This window comes from Helicobacter pylori, assembly GCF_014496485.1.
GTDB classification, from domain to species: Bacteria; Campylobacterota; Campylobacteria; order Campylobacterales; family Helicobacteraceae; genus Helicobacter; species Helicobacter pylori_DD.
Map to the genome: position 1 here is coordinate 49,041 of NZ_JACTAX010000006.1, position 23,570 is coordinate 72,610.

Annotated in this window: 20 protein-coding genes and 1 pseudogene; 12 read left to right on the top strand and 9 right to left on the bottom strand. The window is 38.6% G+C overall.

The window, feature by feature from the left end; genetic code table 11:
• Nucleotides 1-11: 11 nt before the first annotated feature.
• The 3 genes from IC572_RS04535 to IC572_RS04545 all read right to left on the bottom strand — a co-directional run bounded on the left by IC572_RS04535 (nt 12) and on the right by IC572_RS04545 (nt 4,594).
• Entirely contained in the window at nt 12-1,544 is a 1,533-nt protein-coding gene (locus tag IC572_RS04535; protein ID WP_187855218.1) for a TolC family protein, read from the bottom strand.
• Nucleotides 1,541-2,890 carry a hemolysin family protein gene (locus IC572_RS04540; protein ID WP_038418193.1) on the bottom strand — a complete coding sequence of 450 codons (1,350 nt, stop codon included), beginning with the start codon at nt 2,888-2,890 and terminating at the stop codon, nt 1,541-1,543. Before IC572_RS04540 ends, IC572_RS04535 begins: the two co-directional genes overlap by 4 nt.
• A gap of 102 nt (nt 2,891-2,992) precedes the next feature.
• The gene (locus IC572_RS04545; RefSeq protein WP_187855219.1) at nt 2,993-4,594 is read right to left on the bottom strand and encodes an inorganic phosphate transporter; all 1,602 of its coding nucleotides are present in this window, start codon (nt 4,592-4,594) and stop codon (nt 2,993-2,995) included.
• Between the two features lie 140 nt (nt 4,595-4,734).
• On the opposite strand from IC572_RS04545, the gene IC572_RS04550 reads away from it, so the two are divergent.
• The 10 genes and pseudogenes from IC572_RS04550 to IC572_RS04595 all read left to right on the top strand — a co-directional run bounded on the left by IC572_RS04550 (nt 4,735) and on the right by IC572_RS04595 (nt 13,695).
• Complete coding sequence (locus IC572_RS04550) at nt 4,735-5,004, top strand: NifU family protein (RefSeq protein WP_000569296.1); 270 nt, start codon at nt 4,735-4,737, stop codon at nt 5,002-5,004.
• Nucleotides 5,005-5,015: 11 nt separating this feature from the next.
• Complete coding sequence (locus IC572_RS04555) at nt 5,016-5,627, top strand: hypothetical protein (RefSeq protein ID WP_060473700.1); 612 nt, start codon at nt 5,016-5,018, stop codon at nt 5,625-5,627.
• A 3-nt stretch (nt 5,628-5,630) separates the two neighbouring features.
• Nucleotides 5,631-6,974, top strand: a complete 1,344-nt coding sequence (locus IC572_RS04560; protein WP_187855220.1) for a UDP-N-acetylmuramoyl-L-alanyl-D-glutamate--2,6-diaminopimelate ligase — start codon at nt 5,631-5,633, stop codon at nt 6,972-6,974.
• A gap of 2 nt (nt 6,975-6,976) precedes the next feature.
• Nucleotides 6,977-7,927, top strand: a complete 951-nt coding sequence (gene tal, locus IC572_RS04565) for a transaldolase (RefSeq protein ID WP_187855221.1) — start codon at nt 6,977-6,979, stop codon at nt 7,925-7,927.
• Between the two features lie 54 nt (nt 7,928-7,981).
• A complete protein-coding gene (locus tag IC572_RS04570) occupies nt 7,982-8,518 on the top strand; it encodes a 50S ribosomal protein L25/general stress protein Ctc (protein WP_000889304.1) in 537 nt (178 codons plus the stop codon).
• Nucleotides 8,519-8,527: 9 nt separating this feature from the next.
• On the top strand, nt 8,528-9,088 hold the full coding sequence (gene pth, locus IC572_RS04575) for an aminoacyl-tRNA hydrolase (RefSeq protein ID WP_163498357.1): 561 nt from the start codon (nt 8,528-8,530) through the stop codon (nt 9,086-9,088).
• A gap of 9 nt (nt 9,089-9,097) precedes the next feature.
• A complete protein-coding gene (locus tag IC572_RS04580; RefSeq protein ID WP_127922120.1) occupies nt 9,098-10,165 on the top strand; it encodes an LptF/LptG family permease in 1,068 nt (355 codons plus the stop codon).
• A 56-nt stretch (nt 10,166-10,221) separates the two neighbouring features.
• Nucleotides 10,222-10,296 (top strand): annotated as a pseudogene (locus IC572_RS07775) (type II methylase); the annotation flags it as partial.
• Nucleotides 10,281-12,503: a DNA cytosine methyltransferase gene (locus IC572_RS04590; RefSeq protein ID WP_332246573.1), complete on the top strand. Its 2,223-nt coding sequence runs from the start codon at nt 10,281-10,283 to the stop codon at nt 12,501-12,503. The pseudogene IC572_RS07775 and the gene IC572_RS04590, both read left to right, overlap by 16 nt.
• Complete coding sequence (locus tag IC572_RS04595; RefSeq protein WP_415751475.1) at nt 12,496-13,695, top strand: AlwI family type II restriction endonuclease; 1,200 nt, start codon at nt 12,496-12,498, stop codon at nt 13,693-13,695. The genes IC572_RS04590 and IC572_RS04595 overlap by 8 nt, the downstream gene beginning before the upstream one ends.
• A 61-nt stretch (nt 13,696-13,756) precedes the next feature.
• Here IC572_RS04595 and IC572_RS07875 read toward each other — a convergent pair whose 3' ends face one another.
• Nucleotides 13,757-14,920, bottom strand: coding sequence for an outer membrane protein (locus tag IC572_RS07875; protein ID WP_187855222.1), 1,164 nt, complete (start codon nt 14,918-14,920; stop codon nt 13,757-13,759).
• A 181-nt stretch (nt 14,921-15,101) separates the two neighbouring features.
• On the opposite strand from IC572_RS07875, the gene IC572_RS04605 reads away from it, so the two are divergent.
• Complete coding sequence (locus IC572_RS04605; RefSeq protein WP_187855223.1) at nt 15,102-15,539, top strand: CopD family copper resistance protein; 438 nt, start codon at nt 15,102-15,104, stop codon at nt 15,537-15,539.
• Here the strand turns inward: IC572_RS04605 and IC572_RS04610 are convergent.
• Genes IC572_RS04610 through gltS form a run of 4 tightly spaced genes read right to left on the bottom strand, consistent with a single transcriptional unit; the run spans nt 15,536 to nt 20,868 of the window.
• Nucleotides 15,536-17,887, bottom strand: coding sequence for a heavy metal translocating P-type ATPase (locus tag IC572_RS04610; RefSeq protein ID WP_187855224.1), 2,352 nt, complete (start codon nt 17,885-17,887; stop codon nt 15,536-15,538). The two genes, IC572_RS04605 and IC572_RS04610, sit on opposite strands and share 4 nt — an antisense overlap.
• Nucleotides 17,888-17,912: 25 nt before the next feature.
• Nucleotides 17,913-18,629, bottom strand: coding sequence for a tRNA1(Val) (adenine(37)-N6)-methyltransferase (locus tag IC572_RS04615; RefSeq protein WP_000375233.1), 717 nt, complete (start codon nt 18,627-18,629; stop codon nt 17,913-17,915).
• On the bottom strand, nt 18,611-19,645 hold the full coding sequence (locus IC572_RS04620; RefSeq protein ID WP_187855225.1) for a bifunctional diaminohydroxyphosphoribosylaminopyrimidine deaminase/5-amino-6-(5-phosphoribosylamino)uracil reductase: 1,035 nt from the start codon (nt 19,643-19,645) through the stop codon (nt 18,611-18,613). The genes IC572_RS04615 and IC572_RS04620 overlap by 19 nt, the downstream gene beginning before the upstream one ends.
• Nucleotides 19,642-20,868 (bottom strand): sodium/glutamate symporter, encoded by a 1,227-nt coding sequence (gene gltS, locus IC572_RS04625; RefSeq protein ID WP_187855226.1) that lies wholly within the window; start codon nt 20,866-20,868, stop codon nt 19,642-19,644. Before gltS ends, IC572_RS04620 begins: the two co-directional genes overlap by 4 nt.
• 84 nt (nt 20,869-20,952) lie before the next feature.
• Here gltS and IC572_RS04630 point away from each other — a divergent pair, with 84 nt between their 5' ends.
• Nucleotides 20,953-22,152, top strand: coding sequence for a saccharopine dehydrogenase family protein (locus IC572_RS04630; protein WP_187855227.1), 1,200 nt, complete (start codon nt 20,953-20,955; stop codon nt 22,150-22,152).
• 9 nt (nt 22,153-22,161) lie between these two features.
• Here IC572_RS04630 and ccoG read toward each other — a convergent pair whose 3' ends face one another.
• On the bottom strand, nt 22,162-23,538 hold the full coding sequence (gene ccoG / locus IC572_RS04635; protein WP_187855228.1) for a cytochrome c oxidase accessory protein CcoG: 1,377 nt from the start codon (nt 23,536-23,538) through the stop codon (nt 22,162-22,164).
• Nucleotides 23,539-23,570 lie beyond the last annotated feature (32 nt).

Below are 23,570 nucleotides of genomic sequence, written 5' to 3' on the forward strand. Positions count from 1 at the left end.
GATTTTTTCCTTTAATAAACAAATTCATAAAATAAATCAATGTGATCGCTTAACGCCATTAGATTCGCTAATGAAACGATGTATTTATAAGCCACGCTTTTTTGCTCCACGATGATAGAAGAAAGCGTGTTCCTCGCATCAATGACCTGAGCGTTGGTGCTTAAGCCTTGCAAGAAAGCCTGCTCTTGGAGCTTTAAATTTTCCTTGGCTAATTCCACGCTAGAAAGCAAGCTTTTGTATTCTTTCAAATAAGAAAGCGTCTCTTTATAAGTCTTATTCACTAATAATTCCATGTTTTTTTTAGCCTGGATTTGTTCGCTACTGGCTTGCAACTCCGCTAATTTGCTCGCTTGGTATTTTTGGATACGCCCTGTGGGAGAAAGAATAGGCATGCGCCCGGCCACGCCCACAAACCAACTAGGGATCATGTCTTCAAACACCGAATTGTTTTGTTTCATGATATAAGAGCCAAAAAAACTCACTTGGGGCAAGAATTTAGCGATCTGAAGTTTTGTGTTTTCTTTAGAAATTTGAACCTGGTTTTCTAAAGTTTTTAAAGCCGGGTAGGAATTGAGCGTGGAAGAAACAAAAAAGCTCAAATCGGGCAGATTTTTCTCGGTGTGGATCTCCAATTTGCTTGAAGGCGCTAGATCATCCTTGCTAGATAAAATGGAATTGAACGAGAGCTGCGAAACTTCTAACACGTCTTTAGCCTTAACGCTAGCGATATGGGCCTTATCATAAGCCACTTGAGCGCTCAAGGTTTCCACTCTAGCGATTTGCCCCACTTTTTGCATTTTCAAAGCGTTTTGGAAATGCTTATAATGGCCTTTTTCCACTTCTTCTAAAGTTTCAGCCACTTCTGCGTTTAACACCATGCCATAATACACGCTCACAAGCTCTTGAAAAGTGGAAAGCTTTTTCAAACGATACACTTCATTAGCGTCTTTTTGCATCAAATCCGCAATGCGCACCATCGTGAATCTTGCCCCACCCATATAAAGGGGATAAATAATGCTCAAAGCCCCAATCACCACATTTTGCTTAGAAAACAATAAGGGGGCTTCTAAAGTGCTGCTCAAAGCCCCAAAACCTTGCATCACCCCTTGCATGCCCGCTTGGATTTGAGGGGTTAATACTTGAGGGGGGATATTTTGTTGGATGTTTTGCAAGCCTTGATGGATCTGGTTGGTGGCTTTTTGCACGCCCGGTTGTTTTTGGCTGGCAAAATCCATTTTAATAGGGTTAGAGAGGTACACGTAAAAAGCGCTCAAATCAATTTGAGGCAAAAAAGAAAGTTTAGCCGCTAATTTCATTTTACTCGCTCTTTTAATGGCGTATTCTTGTGCATGCAAGCCTTCATGGTTGGATAACACCCTAGTCCATGCGTTTTTTAAAGAGAGCTTTTGAGCGTTAGGATGGTTCAAAGGCGCGCTATCTTCAGCCAAATTCAAAGAAGAAGGCTCGGTTTTAGGAACTCCATCAACAGCGCTTAAAGAGCTATTGAATAATAAGCCCAATACAAAGAGGGTTGTTTTTTTCATGCTTCATTTTCTCCCTGATCTTGTTTAACCGCTTTTAAGCGTTTTATCCTAGCCCCATCCACGCTTAAGACTTCAAAAGAATACCCATGCGAAACGATTATATCTCCCTCCATAGGCATGCGCTCTAGCAAGCTAAAAACATAGCCCCCAAGCGTTACCTGCTCGCATTCTTTGTCAAATTCAATGTGAAGCACTTCTTCTACGCTCTCTAAATCCAGCATGCCCTCTAATTCAAACACGCCCTCTTCAAGCTTGTTCACGCCCTCTTGTTTCAAATCGTATTCGTCGCTAATCTCGCCCATGATCTCTTCAATAATGTCTTCCATCGTGAGCAACCCAGCCGTGCCGCCGTATTCATCAATCACCAAAGCGGTATGGATTTGCTCTTTTTTCATTTTAATAAGGATTTGAGAAATGGAAGCGCTCTCAGGGACGATGATCATTTTTCTAACGATTTGATTGAAATCATGCATTTTGGGGGTAAAAATAGAGCGAGAAAGCAAGTCCCTAATATGCACCATGCCGATAATGTTATCCTTAGAACCCTTACAATAAGGGTAGCGCGTGAAATGGCCTTTTAAAACAATGTCTATATTTTCTTCATAGCTGTTTTCTTCGTCCAAACACACCATGTCTTTTCGTGGGGTCATGATTTCTTTAGCGCTCGTGTCAGAAAAATCCACCGCGTTTTTAATGATTTCGCCCTCCACTGAATCAATAATGCCCTCTCTTAAGCTCTCGCCCACAATGATTTTTAACTCTTCTTCAGAATGCGTGCCATCATGCTCTTTAGGATTGATGCCCACTTTTTTTAAAAAGAAATGAGCGATCACATCAAACAAGCGCACCACCGGGTAAAACACGACCCAAAACACATGCAAAGGGCGTGCGGCAAAAAGAGCGGCTTTTTCAGATTTAGCGATCGCTAAAGATTTAGGCACAATCTCGCCCAACACGACATGCAAAAAAGTGATGCTTAAAAACGCTATGACCACGCTCATTGAATGGATAAAAATAGGATTTTCTCTCAAATCCATAGACTCAAACAGCGCGGCTAACAATTTTGCGATAGCGGGCTCACCCACCCAGCCTAAAGCTAATGAAGAAAGGGTGATGCCTAACTGCGTAGCGCTCAAATAAGTGTCTAGTCTTTGACTCATCTTTAAAGCGAGTTTAGCGTTGGAATTACCGATTTTAACCAACTCTTCTAAGCGGGTTTTACGCACTTTCACAAGGGCAAACTCTGAAAGCACAAAAAAAGCGTTCAACAGCACCAATAAAAAAGCAACCATCAACATCAAAATCGATTCAGACGGATCCAAATAAGCTCCTTGATTCCTCCCCATGATTTAAACCTAAAACCTAACGATAAATATAAAATATATAAAATCTCAGAATTTTAACATAAAAGATTAAGCCTAACTTTAAAAATCAAGCCTTCAAAAACCCTAGAAATAATTTTCTATAAAACCAAGAGCCACAAAAAGAAGCGCGCCTAAAAGTGCAGAAACCGGCACGGTTACCAACCAAGCGGTAACAATCTTTTTTAAAATGGAGCGTTTGATCACTTCTTCTTTATACACTTTTTTAAGCGACTTTTTTTCTTTCTTTTTCAATTCCAAAGCGATAGCGGTGTTCTTGCTTTTTTTCAAGCTCTCTAGCATGAGCGATTTTTCTTTCAAATTGGCTTTATCAAAGCGCTCTAAAAAGCCTTCAATTTCTTCTAAATCTTCCCCAAAGTGCGCCGCTACAATGTTGTCTCTGATTCTAGCAAAACGCCTTCTGGATTGCTCCCTCAAACGCTCCCTTAAAAAGCCCACCCCAAACACCGCGCCCACCACAATATGCGTAGAGCTCACCGGTAAGCCTAATTGAGAGGCTAAAAGCACGGTAATGACTGCAGAAAGCGCGATGCAAAAAGCTTGCATTTTGTCTAATTCTGTGATTTCAGACCCCACCGTTTTAATGAGCTTTGGCCCATACAAGCTCAAGCCTAAAGCAATCCCAGCTGCCCCTACCACCATAATCCACAACGGCACAGAGCTTAAAGTATTCCCTATAGGGCTATTTGCATCTTCTAAAGTTTGACTGATAGCCGCTAAGGGGCCTATAGCGTTAGCTACATCATTAGCCCCATGCGCAAAGCTTAAAAGCGCGGCGGCAAAAATCAAAGGGACATTGAAAAGCTCATTAATGCTTTCATGGCTGTTTTCTAATTGCGGGGCTTTTTTTAACACAAATCTTTTAAAAAGGATAAAGATTAAAAGCGCAAGGATGCAGCCGCAAGCCAGCTGGATTTCAAAATTCAGCGCATAGAGGCGTTTTAAAACCTTAACCATCAAATACCAACTGAATGTTAAGCTCATCAACGCTACCAAATAAGGCACGACCTTTAAAGCCGCACTCTTTTTATCTTCTTTATAAGCGATAGTCTTTTTAATGAGCATTAAAAAAAACATGGCTATCAAAGCCCCCATTAAAGGCGAGATTACCCAACTAGCCACAATGCCTGATAAAAAATGCCAATTGACAGCTGCCATTCCAGCTGCTGCCATTCCAGCCCCCATAATCCCCCCCACCACAGAGTGTGAAGTGGAAACGGGAGCACCAATTAAAGTGGCTACATGCAACCACAACGCCCCACTGAGTAAGCTAGCCAACATGACATTGATGAAAACATGCGCATCATTAATAAATTCAGGCGAAACGATACGGCCCTTAATCGTAGAAACCACTTCCCCCCCAGCAATGATCGCTCCAAGCATTTCGCAAATCGCAGCGATCAAAATCGCCCCGCCCATGCTAATGGCTTTAGAGCCTACGGCAGGGCCGACATTATTAGACACGTCATTCGCGCCAATATTCATCGCCATATACCCCCCAATCACGGCCGCAAAAATAAGCAACAATCCCTTAGAATTAGCCTGCCCAAAAATGAGAGCGAGCAAAGCGACACCGATGAGGAACAAAAGAGCGAGAGCGATCTTTAAAGTGTCTTTTTGGAGTTTTTTGGAAGCTTTTTCAAACTCTTTGATGTTTTTAATTTCCATATCGTCATCAAAACCTTATTCTAATAGTGGTCTTATTCTATCCAATTAGCCCTTGAGCCACTCTTAAAAAGCGTTGTTTGATAAAAATGGCTCATTATATGGTATCTTAAAGTAAAATTTTAAAAATAAGGTTTTTAAAAATGATAGAATTTAGCGATGAAGATTTACAAAAACCGGTGCGTATTGTGATAGAAAAAATCCGCCCTTACTTGCTCAAAGATGGCGGCAATATTGAAGTGCTAGGGGTGAAAAGCATGAAAATTTATGTGGCTTTAGAGGGAGCGTGCAAGACTTGCTCTAGCAGTAAGATCACTTTAAAAAATGTCATTGAAAGGCAACTTAAAATGGATATTCACCCCAACTTAGAAGTGGTGTGCTTAGAAAACGCCAAGGAGTTTGATAAGCTTTAAGGATTATAGGCATGCAAAAGTTTGATTACGAATTTAAAAAGCGCGCGTTGATTAAAGAGGGCTTTTTAGCGTTCAAGCAAGCCCATTACGCTGAAGCGTTACGCCTTTTTTCTGAAGTGTTGTTTTTGGATAAAGACAACCAAAAAGCCAGAGTGGGGGCGTTATTAAGCGACATCGCTAAGGATTTCCCTAAAGAAGCCCATAGCTTTTATGAATTGTATCAAAGCTTGATCGCTATGCAAAAGCGAAGCTTAAAAAACCAGGCTGAAGAGCAAATCATCAATTTGATCGCTTCTTTTGATGAAGGGCTAAACCAAATGACTGAAAAGATTGACGCGCAAATTTCTCAAAAAGGCGAGGAGTTGAACGGCATTTTGTACGCGGATTTCAAACGCTTGAGCTTGGAGCGCGGTTTTAAGGAAGCGTTTGAAGATTTGATGTTCAGCTCTAGGGTGATTTTTGACAATAAAGAGGATTTTTATGAATTTTTGAAAGAATTGAACCACTATGGCTATTATGAATTAGCAATCAATTACATTGAAAACATGCATGAAGATTCTTTTATTTACGATAAATTTTTGCGTTCTCTTTTAGAAGACGCTCTCAAATCCAATAAGGCTTAAAAAATGAAACTTAAAAAAACCCTGACTTATCGCAACCGCGCCTATTCTTTTTTAAGCGATAACACGAATGAAGTTTTAGAAAACCCCAAAGAAATCCTTTTTGTCAAAACGCCTTTAAACGAAAAATACTCTCCTTTAATTGCAGAAAAAAACCTGGCTATTTTAGATTTTAACGAGCTTAAAAACTACTTTGATTTTAAGATTAAAATTGTAGGGATTACTGGCACTAATGGTAAAACGACCACAGCGAGTTTGATGTATTCCTTGCTCTTAGATTTGAATAAAAAGACCGCTCTTTTAGGCACAAGAGGGTTTTTTATCAACGACAAACAAATCAAAGAAAAGGGCTTGACTACGCCCACTCTTTTAGAGCTTTATAGCGATTTAGAAGAAGCGATGCGTTTAAAATGCGAATACTTTATCATGGAGGTGAGCTCCCATGCGATCGTCCAAAAGCGCACCGCCGGGCTTGATTTCGCTCTTAAAATTCTCACCAATATCACAAGCGATCATTTAGATTTCCATCAAAATATAGAAAATTACAGAGATATTAAAAACAGCTTTTTTAAAGATGAGGGCTTGAAAGTGATCAACAGAGATGAAACAAACGCCCTTTTTAACCCCATTAACGCGCACACTTACGCGCTGGATAAAAAAGCGCATTTAAACGTTCAAGCCTTTTCACTCACCCCCTCTATTAGCGCGTCTTTATGCTACCAACAAGACTTAAGAGATCCCAATCTTAAAGAAATCGCTCTCATCCATTCCCCCCTTTTAGGGCGTTACAACCTTTATAATATTTTAGCGGGCGTTTTGGGGGTTAAATTACTCACTCAATTACCGCTAGAAGCAATTGCGCCGTTATTAGAAAACTTTTATGGGGTTAAGGGGCGTTTGGAAATTGTGCATTCTAAACCTTTAGTGGTCGTGGATTTTGCCCACACCACAGATGGCATGCAACAAGTCTTTGAAAGCTTTAAAAACCAAAAAATCACCGCTCTTTTTGGAGCAGGGGGCGATAGGGATAAAACCAAGCGCCCTAAAATGGGAGCGATAGCGAGCTATTACGCGCATCAAATCGTCTTAACTTCAGACAATCCCAGAAGCGAGAATGAAGAAGACATTATTAAGGATATTTTAAAAGGCATCAATGATTCTTCTAAAGTGATTGTAGAAAAAGACCGAAAAAAGGCCATTTTAAACGCTTTAGAAAATTTAAAAGACGATGAGGTGTTGTTGATTTTAGGCAAGGGCGATGAAAACATTCAAATCTTTAAAGACAAAACGATTTTTTTTAGCGACCAAGAAGTCGTTAAAAGCTATTACCAACATTTAAAACAAGGATAAACATGCAAGAATTCAGTTTGTGGTGCGATTTTATAGAAAGGGATTTTTTAGAAAACGACTTTTTAAAGCTCATCAATAAGGGGGCTATTTGTGGGGCGACGAGTAACCCTAGTTTGTTTTGTGAAGCGATCACAAAAAGCGCGTTTTATCAAGATGAAATCGCTAAACTCAAGGGCAAAAAAGCTAAAGAAATTTATGAAACTCTGGCACTAAAGGATATTTTACAAGCCTCTAGCGCGTTAATGCCTTTGTATGAAAAAGACCCTAACAACGGTTACATTAGCCTAGAAATTGACCCTTTTTTAGAAGATGATGCCATTAAAAGCATTGATGAAGCCAAGCGGTTATTCAAAACACTAAACCGCCCTAATGTGATGATTAAAGTCCCGGCGAGTAAGAGCGGTTTTGAAGTCATTAGCGCTTTAACTAAAGCTTCTATTCCTGTTAATGTAACTTTAGTCTTTTCGCCTAAAATTGCCGGTGAAATCGCTCAAATCTTAGCCAAAGAAGCGCAAAAAAGAGCGGTCATTAGCGTGTTTGTCTCACGATTTGACAAAGAAATAGACCCATTAGTGGCGCAAAACTTGCAAGCTCAAAGCGGGATTATGAACGCTACCGAGTGCTATTATCAAATCAGTCAGCATGCCAATAAGCTAACAAGCACCCTTTTTGCATCCACCGGCGTTAAATCCAACGCTTTAGCTAAAGATTATTACATTAAAGCGCTGTGTTTTAAAAACTCTATCAATACAGCCCCCCTAGAGGCTTTAAACGCTTATTTGCTTGCCCCAAACACCGAGTATCAAACCCCTTTAAAAATCACAGAAATTGAAGCGTTCAAAAAAGAATTAAAAATGCACGACATTGATTTAGAAAACACCGCTCAAAAACTCCTTAAAGAAGGCTTGATAGCGTTCAAACAATCCTTTGAAAAGCTTTTAAGCAGTTTTTGATTTTTAAGGGTTTTTTGGATAGAATAAGCCCTTATTTTATTTTAAAGGATTGACATGTTAGAAGGCGTTATTAGAGAGAGTATTACTAAAGCTAACGCTAAAGCTTTAAAAAAAGATGGCTATCTAATCGCAAACATTTATGGCAAGGGTATTGAAAACGTGAACTGCGCGTTCAAATTAAACCCTTTCATTAAATACCTTAAGGAAAAAAAGCATTTGATTTTCCCGGTGAAATTAGGGGATAAGACTTTTGAGGTCGTGGTTCAAGAATACCAAAAAAACCCTGTTACTAACGAGCTTATCCATGTGGATTTACTCGCTGTTACTAAAGGCGTGAAGTCTAAGTTTAAAGTCCCTGTTAAACACCAAGGCACTCCAGTGGGCTTGAAAAATAAAGGGATTTTGATGCTCTCTAAAAAGCGTATCAGCGTGGAATGCGCTCCAGAGCATTTGCCCGATCACTATTTAGTGGATGTGGCCCCTTTAGATGTGAATGAGTCTATTTTGGTGCGCGATTTAGAAAAACACGAAAATGTGAAGATCTTAGATCATGATTCTATCGCTGTGATCGGTGTGATTAAAGCGAAGTGATTTCAGGTGATGACGCTTTTAGTGGGTTTAGGCAACCCTACTTCGCGTTACGCTCACACCAGACACAACGCTGGTTTTGATATTTTAGATTCGCTCGTTAGCGAGTTGGATCTTTCTTTCACTTTTTCTCCCAAACACAACGCTTATTTGTGCGTTTATAAGGATTTTATCTTACTCAAGCCCCAAACTTACATGAATTTAAGCGGCGAGAGCGTTTTAAGCGCTAAAAATTTTTACAAACCCAAAGAGCTTTTAATTGTCCATGACGACTTGGATTTACCTTTAGGCGTTGTGAGGTTTAAAAAGGGTGGGGGGAATGGAGGGCATAACGGCCTAAAATCCATTGATTTATTGTGTTCTAATTCTTATTATCGCTTGAGGGTGGGGATTTCTAAAGGGATTGGTGTGATTGAGCATGTGCTTTCAAAATTCCACAAAAACGAAGAGCCTTTAAAAAACGCTGTGTTTGAACATGCCAAAAACGCCCTAAAATTTTTTATAGAAAGCCATGATTTTAACGCCATGCAAAATCGTTTCACGCTTAAAAAACCTTTAAAAATAGAAAGTTAGGGGTTTAAAGTGCGTTTGTTTAGATTTGTGGGGTGGTATTATTTCAAATACTTTTTAATCGTGCTTTTAGCTTTGGAATTGTTTTTTGTAGGCATTGACAGCCTGAAATACGCCGATAAAATGCCCGATTCTGCGAACATGATCATTTTATTTTTCACCTATGACATCTTATTCGCCCTCAATTACACCTTGCCCATTTCCTTGCTTTTGGCGATGGTTTTATTTTATATCACCTTCATTAAATCCAACCAATACACCGCCCTGCTCTCCATTGGCTTTTCCAAATGCCAGATTTTAAGCCCTATTTTTTTGATTAGCTTGTTTTTCACGGCTGTTTATGTGGGGTTGAACGCCACTCCTTTTGTGTATATGGAAGAAAAAACGCAAAATTTGATCTACAAAGACAATTCTTTGAGCGTTTCAGAGCATTTGTTAGTGAAATATAACGATGATTACGTGTATTTTGATAAGATTAATCCCTTATTGCAAAAAGCCCAAAACATCAAGGTTTTTCGCCTAAAAGATAAGACTTTGGAATCTTATGCTGAAGCTAAAGAAGCTTTTTTTGAAGACAAGTATTGGATTTTGCATGACACTACTATCTATGAGATGCCCTTAAATTTTGAACTGGGTGCGAACGCTTTAAACACCACGCGTTTAGAAACCTTTAAAACGCTCAAAAATTTCCGCCCTAAAGTTTTAGACACCATTTATCAAAACAAGCCTGCGGTTTCTATCACAGACGCTCTTTTATCCTTGCATGCTTTAGTGCGCCAAAACGCGGACACGAAAAAAGTGCGCTCGTTTTTGTATGTGTTTGCGATTTTGCCCTTTTTTGTGCCGTTTTTAAGCGTTTTAATCGCTTATTTTTCGCCCAGTCTCGCCCGCTATGAAAACCTGGCTCTTTTAGGGCTAAAGTTTATCATTATCACGCTCGTTGTTTGGGGGCTATTCTTTGCTTTAGGGAAGTTCAGCATTTCAGGGATACTCATTCCTGAAATAGGCGTGCTATCGCCCTTTTTTGTATTCTTAGCCCTCAGTCTTTGGTATTTTAAAAAGCTTAATAAGAGGTTGTGATTTTTAAATCTTATATGTTACTAAGTGGTTTTATTCTCTTAGTTTAAAGGTGGCTAGTGGAAAGATTTAATCTAAAAAACCGCCGGTATATCGGCTCAAAAACCAAGCTTATAGAGTGGGTATTTGGGAATTTTATAAAAGACTTGTTTATTGCGATCATGTTGATTTTTATAGCATTTTTGCTATAGTATTTACCAAGAAATCAAAATTTTATAGGAATGCTTGTTTGTTAACTTATGCAGATTTATTTGCAGGTATCGGTGGCTTTAGACTTGCTTTAGATTCTTTGGGCTTAAAATGTGTTTTTAGTGCAGAGAATAACCCCCATGCTATAGCCATGTATAAAGCGAATTTTAATGATGACTCCACTTGTGATATTACTATTTTAAATCCAAATACTATGCCAAATTTTGATATTTTATGTGCAGGGTTTCCTTGTCAAGCATTCTCAGTATGCGGCAAACAAAAAGGTTTTGAAGATACAACAAGAGGAACGCTGTTTTTTGATATTTGTAGAATTCTAGAAAATAAAAAGCCAAAAATTTTTATCTTGGAAAATGTAAAAAATCTCTTAAAACACAATAAAGGCAACACACTATTTGTAATGTTACAAGCCCTTAGTAATTTAGGTTATAGTGTTAGTTATAAAATTTTAAACGCTAAAGATTTTTCAGTCCCACAAAACAGAGAAAGAATTATCATTGTAGGATATTTGGGTTCTCAAGTATTTGATTTTAATCCTATCAAAAAAAATCCTATTATTAGCATGCAAAATTTTTTAGATAAGAGTGGTTATTTTGAAATTTTAAAACCCCATGAATACACATTGTTAGATAGCCAATTGCTCAAAAGACAAAATTCAGGACTCATTTTTTGTGGCTATCGTAATAAGAAAATCCGCACTAAGGGTACAAGAGAAAATACGGAACACTTAAGTAGGGTTCATAAACAGCCTAATAGAATTTATCATGCAGGGGGAATACACCCAACACTTGCCAGTCAAGAACAAAGCGGTCGCTACTTTATCTATATTAATAATTTAGTGAGAAAATTAACCATAAATGAATGTTTTTCTTTTATGGGGTTTCCTAAAGATTTCAAAAAAATCGGTACAAATTCACAGCTTTATGAACGCATTGGTAATAGCATATGCGTTCCTATGGTTAAGGCTATTATAAAAGAAGTGTTAAATCAATTTTACAAACAACCCCTTAAGGAAAATAACATGCAAAATAAAACTTTGGAATTTTTAGAAAAAATTTATAAAGAATGCGTGAGCTTAAAAAATTTAGACAGCTTGGGTTTAAGCGAAATACAACTCCAAAAAACCCAAACGATTGTTGAAAAAGAAGAAACATTTAAGGGTGTTTATACGGTTTTAATTACGAGTTTAGTTTATAAGAGCAACTACCCCAATCAAGATATTAGATTTCATCAAGCAAATATGGATAATGGGTATAGTGGTAGAAGTTTTGATACTAAATTTATCACACCTTTTTTAAAACAAAAACAATTTCTAGGGGCTATGAAAGAGAGTGGATGGCTCACAAGAAGTTTGGAACAAAATTTGCCATATACACTAGACTATCCGGGAAAAATTTCAAATATTGCTGTTAAAAAAGCGTTTTTAGAAATCTTAGATGATATAGAAAAAAATCCAAACTTATCTATACTATACTTAAAAGCCCTATTTTATTTAAGCATTAGGGAGAAAACTAAAAAAGCCATTATTCTTGTTAAACCCACCATAAAGGAATCTAGTTATACTATAGACTTTATTATCAATACCTTGCAAAAACATTTTAACTTCACTTATAAAAGTAGGGGAGCTTCTATACTGCCTGTGGTAGCTTTGTTTAGTCTATATGAATGTCTAATTTTGGAATTAGAGCGTTTTACTAATAAAAGCTTAAAACCTTTAGATTCTCATTATAGTTGTGATAAAAGCAGTGGCAATGCCGGAGATATTGTAATTTTAGATGAACAAAAACAATTGTTTGAAGTTATAGAGATTAAATTTAATATTGCTATAGACAGCATTATATTACAAGATTCTTATAAGAAAATTGCTCAAACACCTATTAAAAGATATTATATATTAAGCACTTTACCTATTCAAAATAAAGCAGAATTACAAAAAATTACAAATAAAATTGAACATGAACATGGTTGTCAAGTAATTGTTAATGGGATTTATGATACTTTAAGGTATTATTTAAGACTGATTAAAAACACAGAAAATTTTATAAACAATTATCTTAAAAATATCTCACAAAATACGGAAATCAACGAGGAACACAAGCTTGCATGGAATAGTGTTATTGACTTAAATAAATAATTTTTTTAACAAGCCCAACAATGAACTTTTAAAAAACAAAATAGTTGGGGCTATATTTTTAAACGCTCTGTCTAAATATGAAGTAAGAAACCCTTACAAAAAGAATTTAAACCATAACAACCCTTTCAAACTATTGCTCTCGCTTTTAAAACGACTCAAAAATGCCAATCTGACTCCCCTATCTGTCAAAGAAATCCCTGTTTTACTTTGTTGGAAAGATGATAACGCTAAAGGGCTTTATGACTACATTATTCGTTTAAGACAAGAAATTGTTGCTATCAATAAAACAGAATTCAGCTACTCAGATGAATTTATCTATGAAAAATGCCTAAAACTTTTAGAAAGTGTTAATAAAACACGATTTAAAATGAGCCAAATCACTAATGAAGCCGTTGATGAATACATTAGAAAAATGCGTATTACAGGACTTATTTCATTGCGTGGTAATGGTAGGTTTATTGATATTAATACTAATGAAAATAATAAGATAGATTACATTTTACAAACTCATAAGGCTTTTAAAGGGGATTATTTAAACGACACTCAAGCTAACAGACTCGCCTTTTTTAACTACATGGCGATCGTGGATAGCTTTCTTGTTAGCGTTACTCCAATCAGTGCTGATGAGAGCGTTAAATCAAGTAAATTGAATGAACTAGCAACCACTTATACTAAAGATTTTATCAAGCAAGAATTACTCATTACTTGCAACAAGCAAGAATCAAAAGATAGTTTTTTAAGACTCATTGATAAACCTTTACGCTTAGAATTTTTAAGCGCTATTTTCTTGAAACAACATTTTGAAAATTTAAGCGTGATGCCCAATTATAAAAGCGATGATGAAGGCTTACCCGTATACACAGCAAGCGGTAATAAACCTGATATTGTAGCTATGGACACAAAAGCCCAAAGTTATATAGAAGTGAGCTTGATTAGAGACAGAAGTCAAAGCGCCTTGGAAATGATACCTATTGCCAGACACTTAAAAGAATTGATTAAAAATAGCGCTGATATTAGAGAGAAATTTAGTGTTTTTGTGGCTCCAAATATCCATGATGATGCCAAAGAATATGCGGGATTTGCCCATTTCAAAGACAATATTAATATACGCTGTTATGCTATCAATGATTTTATCAAAAAAGTAGAAAACAGCGCAGAGTTATTGCAACTCAATGACAACCCAAAAGCTTGACAAATCAAGCTTTCATATATTAAGTATAAGTTATAAGCCTTACCCCAAAACCCTACCAAACTTAAAAAGTATAAACATAACGCAAATACATAGAATACTGACGGCGTAAGGTTTGGGTCAAGCTGAAATTGGTTTCTGCTCCGGTGATAGTAGTCGGGTTCCCATTCTCTAGCGGGCCTTGTTTTTTCGCTCTTATGGTAGTAGAGCCTTTGAAAAAGTAGTTAGGGAGCGTGGGGATTTTGATACCAAACTCAATACCATGGTGTTCAAAAATATTAGTCCTAATGCCCACATTCACTAAAAATTGGAAAATCGTGTGATTCACTTTAGCGTTTAATTTTCCTGTGGCATAGACGCTATTAGGGTTAATCCCCACATCACAACTCGCCGGCGTCGTGTCCCCACAAGTGATTGTGCCATCAGCGTTAGTCATGTAAGCGTCAGCGTCGGTATTGACGCCATAAACATACCCGTCCTTAAAATACCCCACACGATTATTGGTCCAAGTGTTACCCGCAAAATTCACGCCTAGAAAAAACCCGGCCGTGGCTTTAGGCTTATCTATAATATTAAAAAGCATGTCTGTGCCAAAACCATAAGTATACATGTCCGCTTTTTGATCGCTCAAATAAAAAGGCGATATAGCGTTAGCGGCCCTGGAGTTAGAGAAATTGGTATGCCCATAATCAAAAAAGCCATAATAACGCAACCCAAACCACCTTTTTTTACCGATAAAATGCTTATAGCCTGTCATCACGCCTAGCCCATACATCGGTTGGTTACGGCCAGGAATGTTTTTATTGGTGCTTAGCATGGTGCGAGAAGTCCAATTGACCACGCAGTTAGCTTTAGTATAGCCTGGCGTTCCTGGCGTCCCTGAAGCTGGCTGACAGCCACCGGTCTGCCCGTCAGGGACTTTACCATTATCATTGGCTGAAACATCGCCAAAAGGCACTTGAAACAACTCGCCGTTTTTATAAGCGTTGGTCTTTTGATCAGCCCTACCCACTTCCAAGCTAATCCCCACAAACGCGCCATTCTTTTCATGGGCATTTAAGGGGTTTGTCAGCCATAACGAACTCAAAAGAGCGCCTAAAATTATCGAGCCTTTTTTAGAAATATCTAAAGATTGAGCTATCAAAACAGATTCCTTACGATTAAAATTTTTACAAACCATTTTGCAATCTTGCATTCTATTTTTCTTCTTTGTCATAAAATTGAGCATCACTCTCTAGGGTCTCCACTTAAGTATTACTTTTTTAATTATTTTATTATAGCTAATTGCAATCTTAAAAGTCAAACAAAAACCACCCCTAAAATTCCCATAATAGTGGGATACTTGACAATAAAACCCTTTTATAGTAGATTAAAAACTCTTTAATTTTCCCATGAATAAAGGATTTTAAATGGATGCGATTTATCCTTATGTGTTGGTTGTTCATTTATTGTGTGCCATTATTTTTATTAGCTACTTGTTTTTTGATATGGTAATTTTCCCCAATGTGAAGAAAATGTTTGGCGAAGAGTTTGCCAATAAAGCGAATGCAGGAATCACTCAAAGAGCGATCAAAATCATGCCCTTATGCGTTTTAGGGCTTGTTTTAACAGGGGGCATGATGCTTAGTCAATACATGGGGGGCGATAAAGGCTTGTGTGAAACCCCTTTTCAAAAAATACTCATGCTTAAAGTGATCTTAGCGTTAAGCATTTTTCTTTTGGTGCTTTTTTCTTTATCGTGTAAGTTTTTGGGTAAGAAAAACCCTATTGGTAAATATATCCACCCTATCGCTCTAACTTTTGGCTTTTTAATCGCTATTTTGGCCAAAACAATGTGGTTTGTTTAAGAGCGTTTCAATCTCAAAGAATTTAAGACCACTAAGAGCGAGCTAGCACTCATGCTCAAACTCGCTATTAAAGGGTTAATGTATCCTAGCATAGCGACCGGGATTAAAACAGCATTATAAATCAAGCTCAAAACAATGTTTTGCAACACCACTTGATAGACTTTTTGAGCGTTATCAAACGCTTTTTCCAACAAACTCAAATCCTCTTCTAAAAGCAAAATATCGCATGCGCTTTTACTCAAAGCGCTTTTTTCAAACCCTAAAGAAACGCTCGCTTGTTTTAAGGCTAGCGCATCATTATTGCCATCGCCTACCATCGCGCACACACCCTGATAAGAGCTGATGATTTGAGCCTTATCTTCAGGGGTCAAATTAGCATGATACTTAGAAATCCCTAATTTTTTCGCGCACTCCTTAACCGAGCTTTCATTATCCCCGCTTAAAATTTCTAATTCCAAGCCTTTATTTTGTAAAGCCTGAATGACTTCTTTAGCGTTAGCTTTCAAACGCTCTTCTAAAATGAATAACGCGCATAAGGTCTTGTTTTTCGCAAAGCCTACCATGATATTAGCGCTCTCTTTAACCTTTAAATCAACCCCCATAGCGTTTAAAAATTTCAAACTCCCCACTAGCAGGGTTTCGTTTTGATAGCTCGCTTTCAGGCCATGAGCGAAAAACTCTATCTTTTCTAAATCAACCTCATCGCCATGTAATGATTTAAGAATCGCATTATGGGCTAAATGCTCCCTGGTTTTTAAAAGGCTCTTCAAAAGCCTTTCATCAAATTCTTCATGAATGATTTTTTCTTTTAAAAGGACTTCTTTTTGCGTGAGGGTGCCGGTTTTGTCTATAAAGATTTTTTTCACTTTAGCCAGGGTTTCTAAAAACAACGCTTCTTTAAACACGATCAAAGGGTTTTTAAACACCCCTATCACTAACGCAATGGGCGTAGCCAGAGCGAACGCGCAAGGGCAGCTGATGACTAACACGCTAACACACACCATTAAAGCTTTTTCAAAATTACCCCCCAAACCAAATTGCCATAATAAAAAGCTTATAAAGGCTAAAAACAGCACCGCTTTAGAAAAAATATCCGCAATTTGATTCGCGCTGCTCTCAATTAAGGGCTTTTCTAAAAAACTCTTTTTTAAAGTTTCTAACAAACTAGAAAGGCGTGAGTTTTGGAAAGTCGCGCTCACTTGATAGCTAAAAGGCACGCCCACATTCACATAACCCCCTAAAATTGGATCATTAACCCCCAATTCCAAAGGCTTAAACTCCCCGCTGATCAAAGACGCATCCACGCTCGCATTATTTAAAAGCACGCCATCTAAAGCGATTTTAGCCCCACTTGGCACCCAAACAACAGAGCCTATCGCCACATCTTTAGGGTGTTTTTCTATCTGCTTGCCATTTTCTACAACAATCACGCTATGGATTTCATGCGATTCTAGAGCCAGACATTTTTCATTCGCAAACAGCCTGGCCTTTAATTCCAAAAACTTAGAGCCAAAAACAAGCGTTAAAATCGTGCTGCTCGCTTCAAAATAAGTCTCTTGAGACACCAACATCGCATAAACGGAATAAACAAACGCCGATAACGCCCCAAAAGACACGCTCAAATCCATGCCCAAAACGCCATTTTTTAGCCCATAAAACGCCCCCTTAATGAAAAAACGCCCCACCACCACTAGCACCAACAAGCTTAAAAAGAGCGACACGAGATCCAAATTCCTTTGCATGAGTTTATCCATGCCAGTGCCATGATTCGCACCGCCATAACTCGCGTATTTGGCAATTGCAATAAACATCAAATTCATGGTGGCAAAAAACCCCACGCTCAAAGTGAGCAAATAGGAGCGTTGCTCTTTTTGCGCTTTTAGAGCGTAATTTTTTGCGTTATAGATTTTAGCCCCATAGCCCAAACTCTCAATTTTTTGAATAATCTCTTTAGGGTCTAAGGACTTGTCAAACACGATTTGTAAATGGTGGGTGGTGAAATTCACGCTCACTTTTTTAACCCCACTTAAACGCTCTAAAACCTTTTGATTGAGCCACAAGCAAGCGTTGCAATGCGTTTTTTCTAGCAAAAGATTGAGGATTAATTCGCTTTTATTGTTTTCTTCAAGGGCCTGTTCTAATTCCAAAGCGTTCATTGAATCCTGGGGCGTTACGGGGGCTAAAGTGGAATCGTTTAATTTGTCATAAAAGCTCTCTAAATTCAAATCTAACAATAACGCATACACCCTAGCGCACCCCGTGCAGCAAAAATGCGATTCTTTATGATGGATCACTTCTTTAAAAAGCTCACTTTCTTTAAACTCCAACTGGCAATGCGAACATTTCATTTTTTAATCCTTAATTGATGAGGCGCTAATTGAGAAGCGCTTTGATAGAATAAGTGTTACAAATTTGATAGATGCTTAGAACTTCTTTGGTGTTGTCGCTTTGGTTTTTGGAATTATGCGTGATTAAAGGGGGCAAAACTTTTAGAGCGCTTTTGGAATTATTCCTAGCCGCTCCAAGCATCAAATGAGCGTTTTTGTCTTTAAAACTTTGGACAAACCTTAAAGTCTCTAGCGTGAGCTTAACGCTTTTTAAACTCTCTATCACCAAGCAAAGCGACAAGGCTTCATAGCAAAAAATAAAATACCCTTTAGGTTTTAAGCATTTTTTCACTTTAGCCACTAAAGAAGCGAAGTCTAATTCGCTCTGGTGCCTCGCATGCCCTTTAATTTTGGATTTGATAGAGCCTAAGGCATAAAAAGGAGGGTTGCACACGATCGCATCATACAAAATCGGGGGGTTAAAATCTAAAAAATCGCCCTCAAACACTTGAGCGTTAGGGAATTTAAGGGCGTTTTTTTGGGAGCAAAACGCCATTTTGCTATCCTTTTCCACTAAATGAACGCTCGCTAGCGGGTTATCTCTTGCGCAGAGCAAGCCTAAGATCCCACACCCTGATCCTATGTCTAAAATCGCGCCGCTATTTTTGATAAAAGGGCGTGAAAAATCGTATAAAAAAAGCGAATCGCTATTGTAAGCATAAGCGTTTAAGGGCTGGTATAACCTTAAGAGTTTTCTATCCATAAAAGGGCTTCATTTTCTAAGATTTGTGCATGCAACAACCGCCCCTTAAAAGGGGTTTTTAAAGCGAATGCGCTAAACGCTTCGCCAATCATAGACGCATGCGAATGCAAAAGCAATACATCAATTTTGTCCCTCAAGCTCTCAAACAATCCCCACCCCCCTTCAATGAAATTAAACCCTTTCTCTAGGGGTAAATCTTTAGGGTTGTTGAAAATATTAACCAAACGATTGGGTGCAAAAAAAACTTTTGAATTAGGATTAATTGAACGCTTGGATAAAATAGCGATATTGGGGTTTTTATTGTGATAAAAGCTGTCGCAAAAGCGAGCGTCTAATAAGGGGTTGTCCGTTCTTATGGTTTTCCCAGAAATGATGAGCGTGTCGCATATTGCTCGCTGGTTGTGCGTAAAAATAACGCTTTTTTGCCCGGTGATCTTGCCATGGTAATAATCCCCATTCATCCTTAAAGCGAGTTTGAACAAATTAAAACGCCCCTTTTGTTCCATTACTCTAAAAGGCAAGAGCAAGTCTTTAGCCTTGTTTTCTAAATTATGACAAATTATTGTTTCAATACGAGCCTTTTGTAGCCTTGCTAAACCCCCTTTTTTAGCTTCGTTTTCTTCTGCGGCAATGATCACTCTTTTAGGTTTTAAGATTTCTAGCAATCCGCTGCACGCCGGGGTTTTGCCATAAGAATTGCATGGCTCTAAGGTGATTAAAAAAACGCAGTCTGTAAAAGCGTTATCATGGCGCGTTTTTAAAAAATCGCTTAAAGTTTTAGGGTCTTCTAATTTTTCTAAATCGTTTTTCAAACTGGGGCGTAAAATCTTTAACGCTGATTTAGCGGCTAAGACTTCTGCATGCGGGGTTTTGGCTTTTTTGTGGGTTTCTAAACTCAAGATCTCATGGTGTTTATCTAGCACCATGCAGGCCACGCTCGGGTTTTCTAAGGCTAGGGTTTGACATTCCCACGCCTTATTCAAGCAAGTTTCTAATAAACTCTCATAAAGTCTCATGATGGGAAAAAAGGCAAAAGCAAAAAGCCTTTAATCGCTAAAGCGTTAATAATATCAACAAAAAACGCTCCCACTAAAGGCACGACGATAAACGCCACATGCGATGGCCCATAGTGGTTGGTGATGGTTTGCATATTCACCATAGCCGTTGGGGTCGCTCCAAGCCCAAAACCGCAATGCCCCGCGCACAACACCGCCGCATCATAATCCTTCCCGCATATCCTAAAGGTTACAAGCACCACATAAAGGATCATAACCGCCACTTGAACGCTCAAAATAACCGCTAACGGCACAGCGAGTTTTAACAATTCTAACAAATTCACGCTCATTAAAGCGTAGGCTAAAAACAAACTCAAGCTCACGTTCCCTATAACTGAAACCTCTCTGTCAAACACGCTATGGATTTTAAAAAACGACAAAGCGTTCCTTAAGATAACCCCCACAAACAAGCACCACACGAAAGTCGGTAAGGTGAAACTTTTAGGCATTAAGTGCGATAAAAAAGTCCCCACTAATAAAGCTATTGCAATGAGAGCTAAGGTTTCTACAAAGCTGGATGCGGTGATTAGGCGCTGCTCTTTAGGGGTTTCAAAACCTTTAGACACCACGCCCTCTAAGGTATCTTTTTCTTTAGTGTCTTTAGGCTCTAGTTTGTATCTTGAAATCAAATATTTAGCGACAGGTCCTCCAATAATCCCCCCACTCACCAAGCCAAAAGTCGCGCATGCCATGCCCACTTCTAAACTGGAGCTAAAATTATAAGGCGCTTGGGTGAAAAAATTAGCCCATGCCGCGCTAGTGCCATGCCCTCCCACTAAAGCGATAGACCCCCCTAAAAGCCCCATTAAAGGATTGACCCCTAAAAGGCTAGCGATAGAAATCCCCACTGCATTTTGACACACCACAAACCCCGCCACAGCCAGCAAAAAAACCGCAAGCATTTTCCCGCCTTTTTGTAAAGATTTGAAATCCGCGCTCAAACCAATGGTGATAAAAAAAGTCAGCATTAAAGGATCTTTTAAAGAAGAATCAAATTGCAAGCCAAAATGATAAAATTGACGCGCTAACATGATAAAAAAAGCGACTAAAACCCCACCCACAACAGGCTCTGGAATATCATAATCGCGTAAAAACTTGACTTTAGAAATCACATAACGCCCCAAGAGTAACACTAAAACCATGCACACTAAAGTGGCATAAATGTCTAATTTAATTTCTTGCAAGCCTGTATCCTTGTTATCAAATTTATCTTATTATAATATAATAGCCCCCTAAAAGAACGAGATTAGTTAGAAAGTAGGTGTTCCTTGCATACAGTATTACAAATTGGAGCTGGTGGCGTAGGCAGTGTCGTGGCGCACAAAATGGGCATGAATAGAGATGTTTTTAAAAATATCATTTTGGCGAGCAGGAGCTTAGACAAATGCCATGCGATTAAAGAAAGCATGCTCAAAAAGGGTTTGGGGGAAATTGGCGTTGAGCAAGTGGATGCTGATGATACGCAAGCCTTAGTCGCTTTAATCCAAAAACACAAGCCCAAAGTCGTTGTTAATGTGGCTTTACCCTATCAGGATTTAACGATCATGCAAGCATGTTTAGAAACTAAAACGCATTACATTGATACCGCCAATTACGAACATCCGGATTTAGCGAAATTTGAATACAAAGAGCAATGGGCGTTTGATAAGGCTTATAAAGAAGCAGGGATTTTAGGGGTTTTAGGGGCTGGGTTTGATCCGGGCGTTACTAACGCTTATGTCGCTCACGCTCAAAAACACCATTTTGACACTATCCACACTTTAGATATTTTAGATTGCAACGCTGGGGATCACAAACGCCCTTTTGCCACGAATTTTAACCCTGAAATCAATTTAAGGGAAGTCAGCTCTAAAGGGCGTTATTATGAAAATGGCAAATGGATTGAAACTAAGCCTTTAGAAATCAAGCAAGTGTGGGCTTACCCACAGATTGGCGAAATGGATTCGTATCTTTTATACCATGAAGAATTGGAATCGTTAGTCAAAAACGTTAAAGGCTTGAGGAGGGCGAGGTTTTTTATGACTTTCTCTCAAAACTATTTAACCCACATGAAATGCTTGGAAAATGTCGGCATGCTAGGCATTAAGGAAATAGAGCATCAGGGCGTGAAAATCGTGCCGATACAATTTTTAAAAACCTTGCTCCCTGATCCAGCGTCCTTAGCTAAAGACACTACCGGCAAAACCAACATCGGGTGCTATATGACTGGCATTAAAAACAACCAAGACAAAACGCTCTATATTTACAATGTGTGCGATCATAAAAAATGCTATGAAGAAGTGGGTTCGCAAGCCATAAGCTACACCACCGGCGTGCCAGCGATGTGCGCGGCTAAAATGATTTGTAATGACACTTGGAGCGCGGAGCATTTTAGAGCTGGGGTGTTTAACATAGAAGAATTAAACACCGATCCCTTTATGGAAGAATTGATCAAACAAGGCTTGCCTTATGAAGTGATTGAGCGCTAGTTTTAGGCTTCAATCTTCACTTGGTGCGATAAACACCGATTCCCTTTCTATCGTAATATTCTTATCATCCGCGCTATAAGCTTGTATGGCAATAGGGATTAAAGCGTCTTTAGCGCGTTTGTATTCTGTGGCGTTACTCTTTAGGGGTTTTCTTAAAATCACTACCGCTTTGATCTTTTGTCCGGCTTTAATGGCGATAGGGTTTAAAGGCTTTTTGATTTGGATGTCTTTTTGCCCTAAAATTTTGAAATAAAACTCATGGTCTTTATTGTCCGTGTTGTGGAATAAAAACACGTAATCGTTATCCACATACCCACTAGATCGCAATTCATACAGATCGCTATTGCGGTTAATGTCTAAGAGCATGCGTTCTTTTTTAAACGAAGTGATGACTAAAAGAGCTATCACAACAGCGATAACCCCCATGTAAGCGATCGTTTTTAAACGCACTAGGCGCACTTTTTGGCGCGTATTAATGGCGTTGGTTGAAGACCATTGGATGAGTGAAGGGCGGTTGAATTTAGCCATGGTAATCGTGCATGCATCCACGCATTCTAAGCAATTGATGCATTCTAATTGCAAGCCCTTCCTGATGTCAATATGCGTGGGGCAAACCTGCACGCAATGCAAACAATTCACGCATTCGTTTTCTGGGCTGCGTTTTTTGGGGGGTAAGGGGAAGAGATGGCCCTGATTATTATAAAGCGCTCCGCCACGCTTTTCATCATAAATGGGGTTTAAGGTGTCATTGTCATACAACACCGATTGCACCCTAGCGTAAGGGCATAAATAGATGCAAAAACGCTCCGCAACCACCACTATATCAAATAGCACCACAGCCGTGCTAAAAAGCCAAAAACCCATAGCGATAGGGTGATCGCTAGGGTTTTTAAGATACATAAAAAAGTCTTCAGGGGCGATGAAATAAAAGAAAAACAACATCACTAGCCCCGCCACAACAGGAGCGAACAATAAAACGCTCAACGCTTTACGGATCTTATAGCTTGGGGTGTTTTTAGGGCTTTCTTGTTTGTTGCTGATCTTTTTATGGAGTTTGAAAATCTTGGTTTCAATCACATCTCTATAAAGCACCCTTAAAAAGGTTTGCGGGCAAGCCCACCCGCACCACACACGCCCAAGGCTAGTGGTGATGAAAAAAATCCCTATAAAAAGCAAAATAACCATAAAAGGCATGACTTGCAATTCTTCAGCGCTAAAGATCTTGCCTAAAAAATGCAGTTGCTTATGCTCAAAGGAGATCAAAAACAAATGCGCCCCATCAATGCGAACAAAGGGCGTGACTAGTAGCACTAAAGAAATCAATAAAAACCCTATATAACGCTTCAAACGAAACGATTTTAAAAAATGGCTAGAAGATTCAAGCATTCTCAATATCCTAAAATTTTTAAGCCACTATA

Excerpts from the sequence above, each read along its gene's own strand:
- IC572_RS04535 (WP_187855218.1), bottom strand. The coding sequence starts at position 1,544 with ATGAAAAAAACAACCCTCTTTGTATTGGGCTTATTATTCAATAGCTCT.
- IC572_RS04540 (WP_038418193.1), bottom strand. The coding sequence starts at position 2,890 with ATGGGGAGGAATCAAGGAGCTTATTTGGATCCGTCTGAATCGATTTTG.
- IC572_RS04545 (WP_187855219.1), bottom strand. The coding sequence starts at position 4,594 with ATGGAAATTAAAAACATCAAAGAGTTTGAAAAAGCTTCCAAAAAACTC.
- IC572_RS04550 (WP_000569296.1), top strand. The coding sequence starts at position 4,735 with ATGATAGAATTTAGCGATGAAGATTTACAAAAACCGGTGCGTATTGTG.
- IC572_RS04555 (WP_060473700.1), top strand. The coding sequence starts at position 5,016 with ATGCAAAAGTTTGATTACGAATTTAAAAAGCGCGCGTTGATTAAAGAG.
- IC572_RS04560 (WP_187855220.1), top strand. The coding sequence starts at position 5,631 with ATGAAACTTAAAAAAACCCTGACTTATCGCAACCGCGCCTATTCTTTT.
- tal (WP_187855221.1), top strand. The coding sequence starts at position 6,977 with ATGCAAGAATTCAGTTTGTGGTGCGATTTTATAGAAAGGGATTTTTTA.
- IC572_RS04570 (WP_000889304.1), top strand. The coding sequence starts at position 7,982 with ATGTTAGAAGGCGTTATTAGAGAGAGTATTACTAAAGCTAACGCTAAA.
- pth (WP_163498357.1), top strand. The coding sequence starts at position 8,528 with ATGACGCTTTTAGTGGGTTTAGGCAACCCTACTTCGCGTTACGCTCAC.
- IC572_RS07875 (WP_187855222.1), bottom strand. The coding sequence starts at position 14,920 with ATGCTCAATTTTATGACAAAGAAGAAAAATAGAATGCAAGATTGCAAA.
- IC572_RS04605 (WP_187855223.1), top strand. The coding sequence starts at position 15,102 with ATGGATGCGATTTATCCTTATGTGTTGGTTGTTCATTTATTGTGTGCC.
- IC572_RS04610 (WP_187855224.1), bottom strand. The coding sequence starts at position 17,887 with ATGAAATGTTCGCATTGCCAGTTGGAGTTTAAAGAAAGTGAGCTTTTT.
- IC572_RS04615 (WP_000375233.1), bottom strand. The coding sequence starts at position 18,629 with ATGGATAGAAAACTCTTAAGGTTATACCAGCCCTTAAACGCTTATGCT.
- IC572_RS04620 (WP_187855225.1), bottom strand. The coding sequence starts at position 19,645 with ATGAGACTTTATGAGAGTTTATTAGAAACTTGCTTGAATAAGGCGTGG.
- ccoG (WP_187855228.1), bottom strand. The coding sequence starts at position 23,538 with ATGCTTGAATCTTCTAGCCATTTTTTAAAATCGTTTCGTTTGAAGCGT.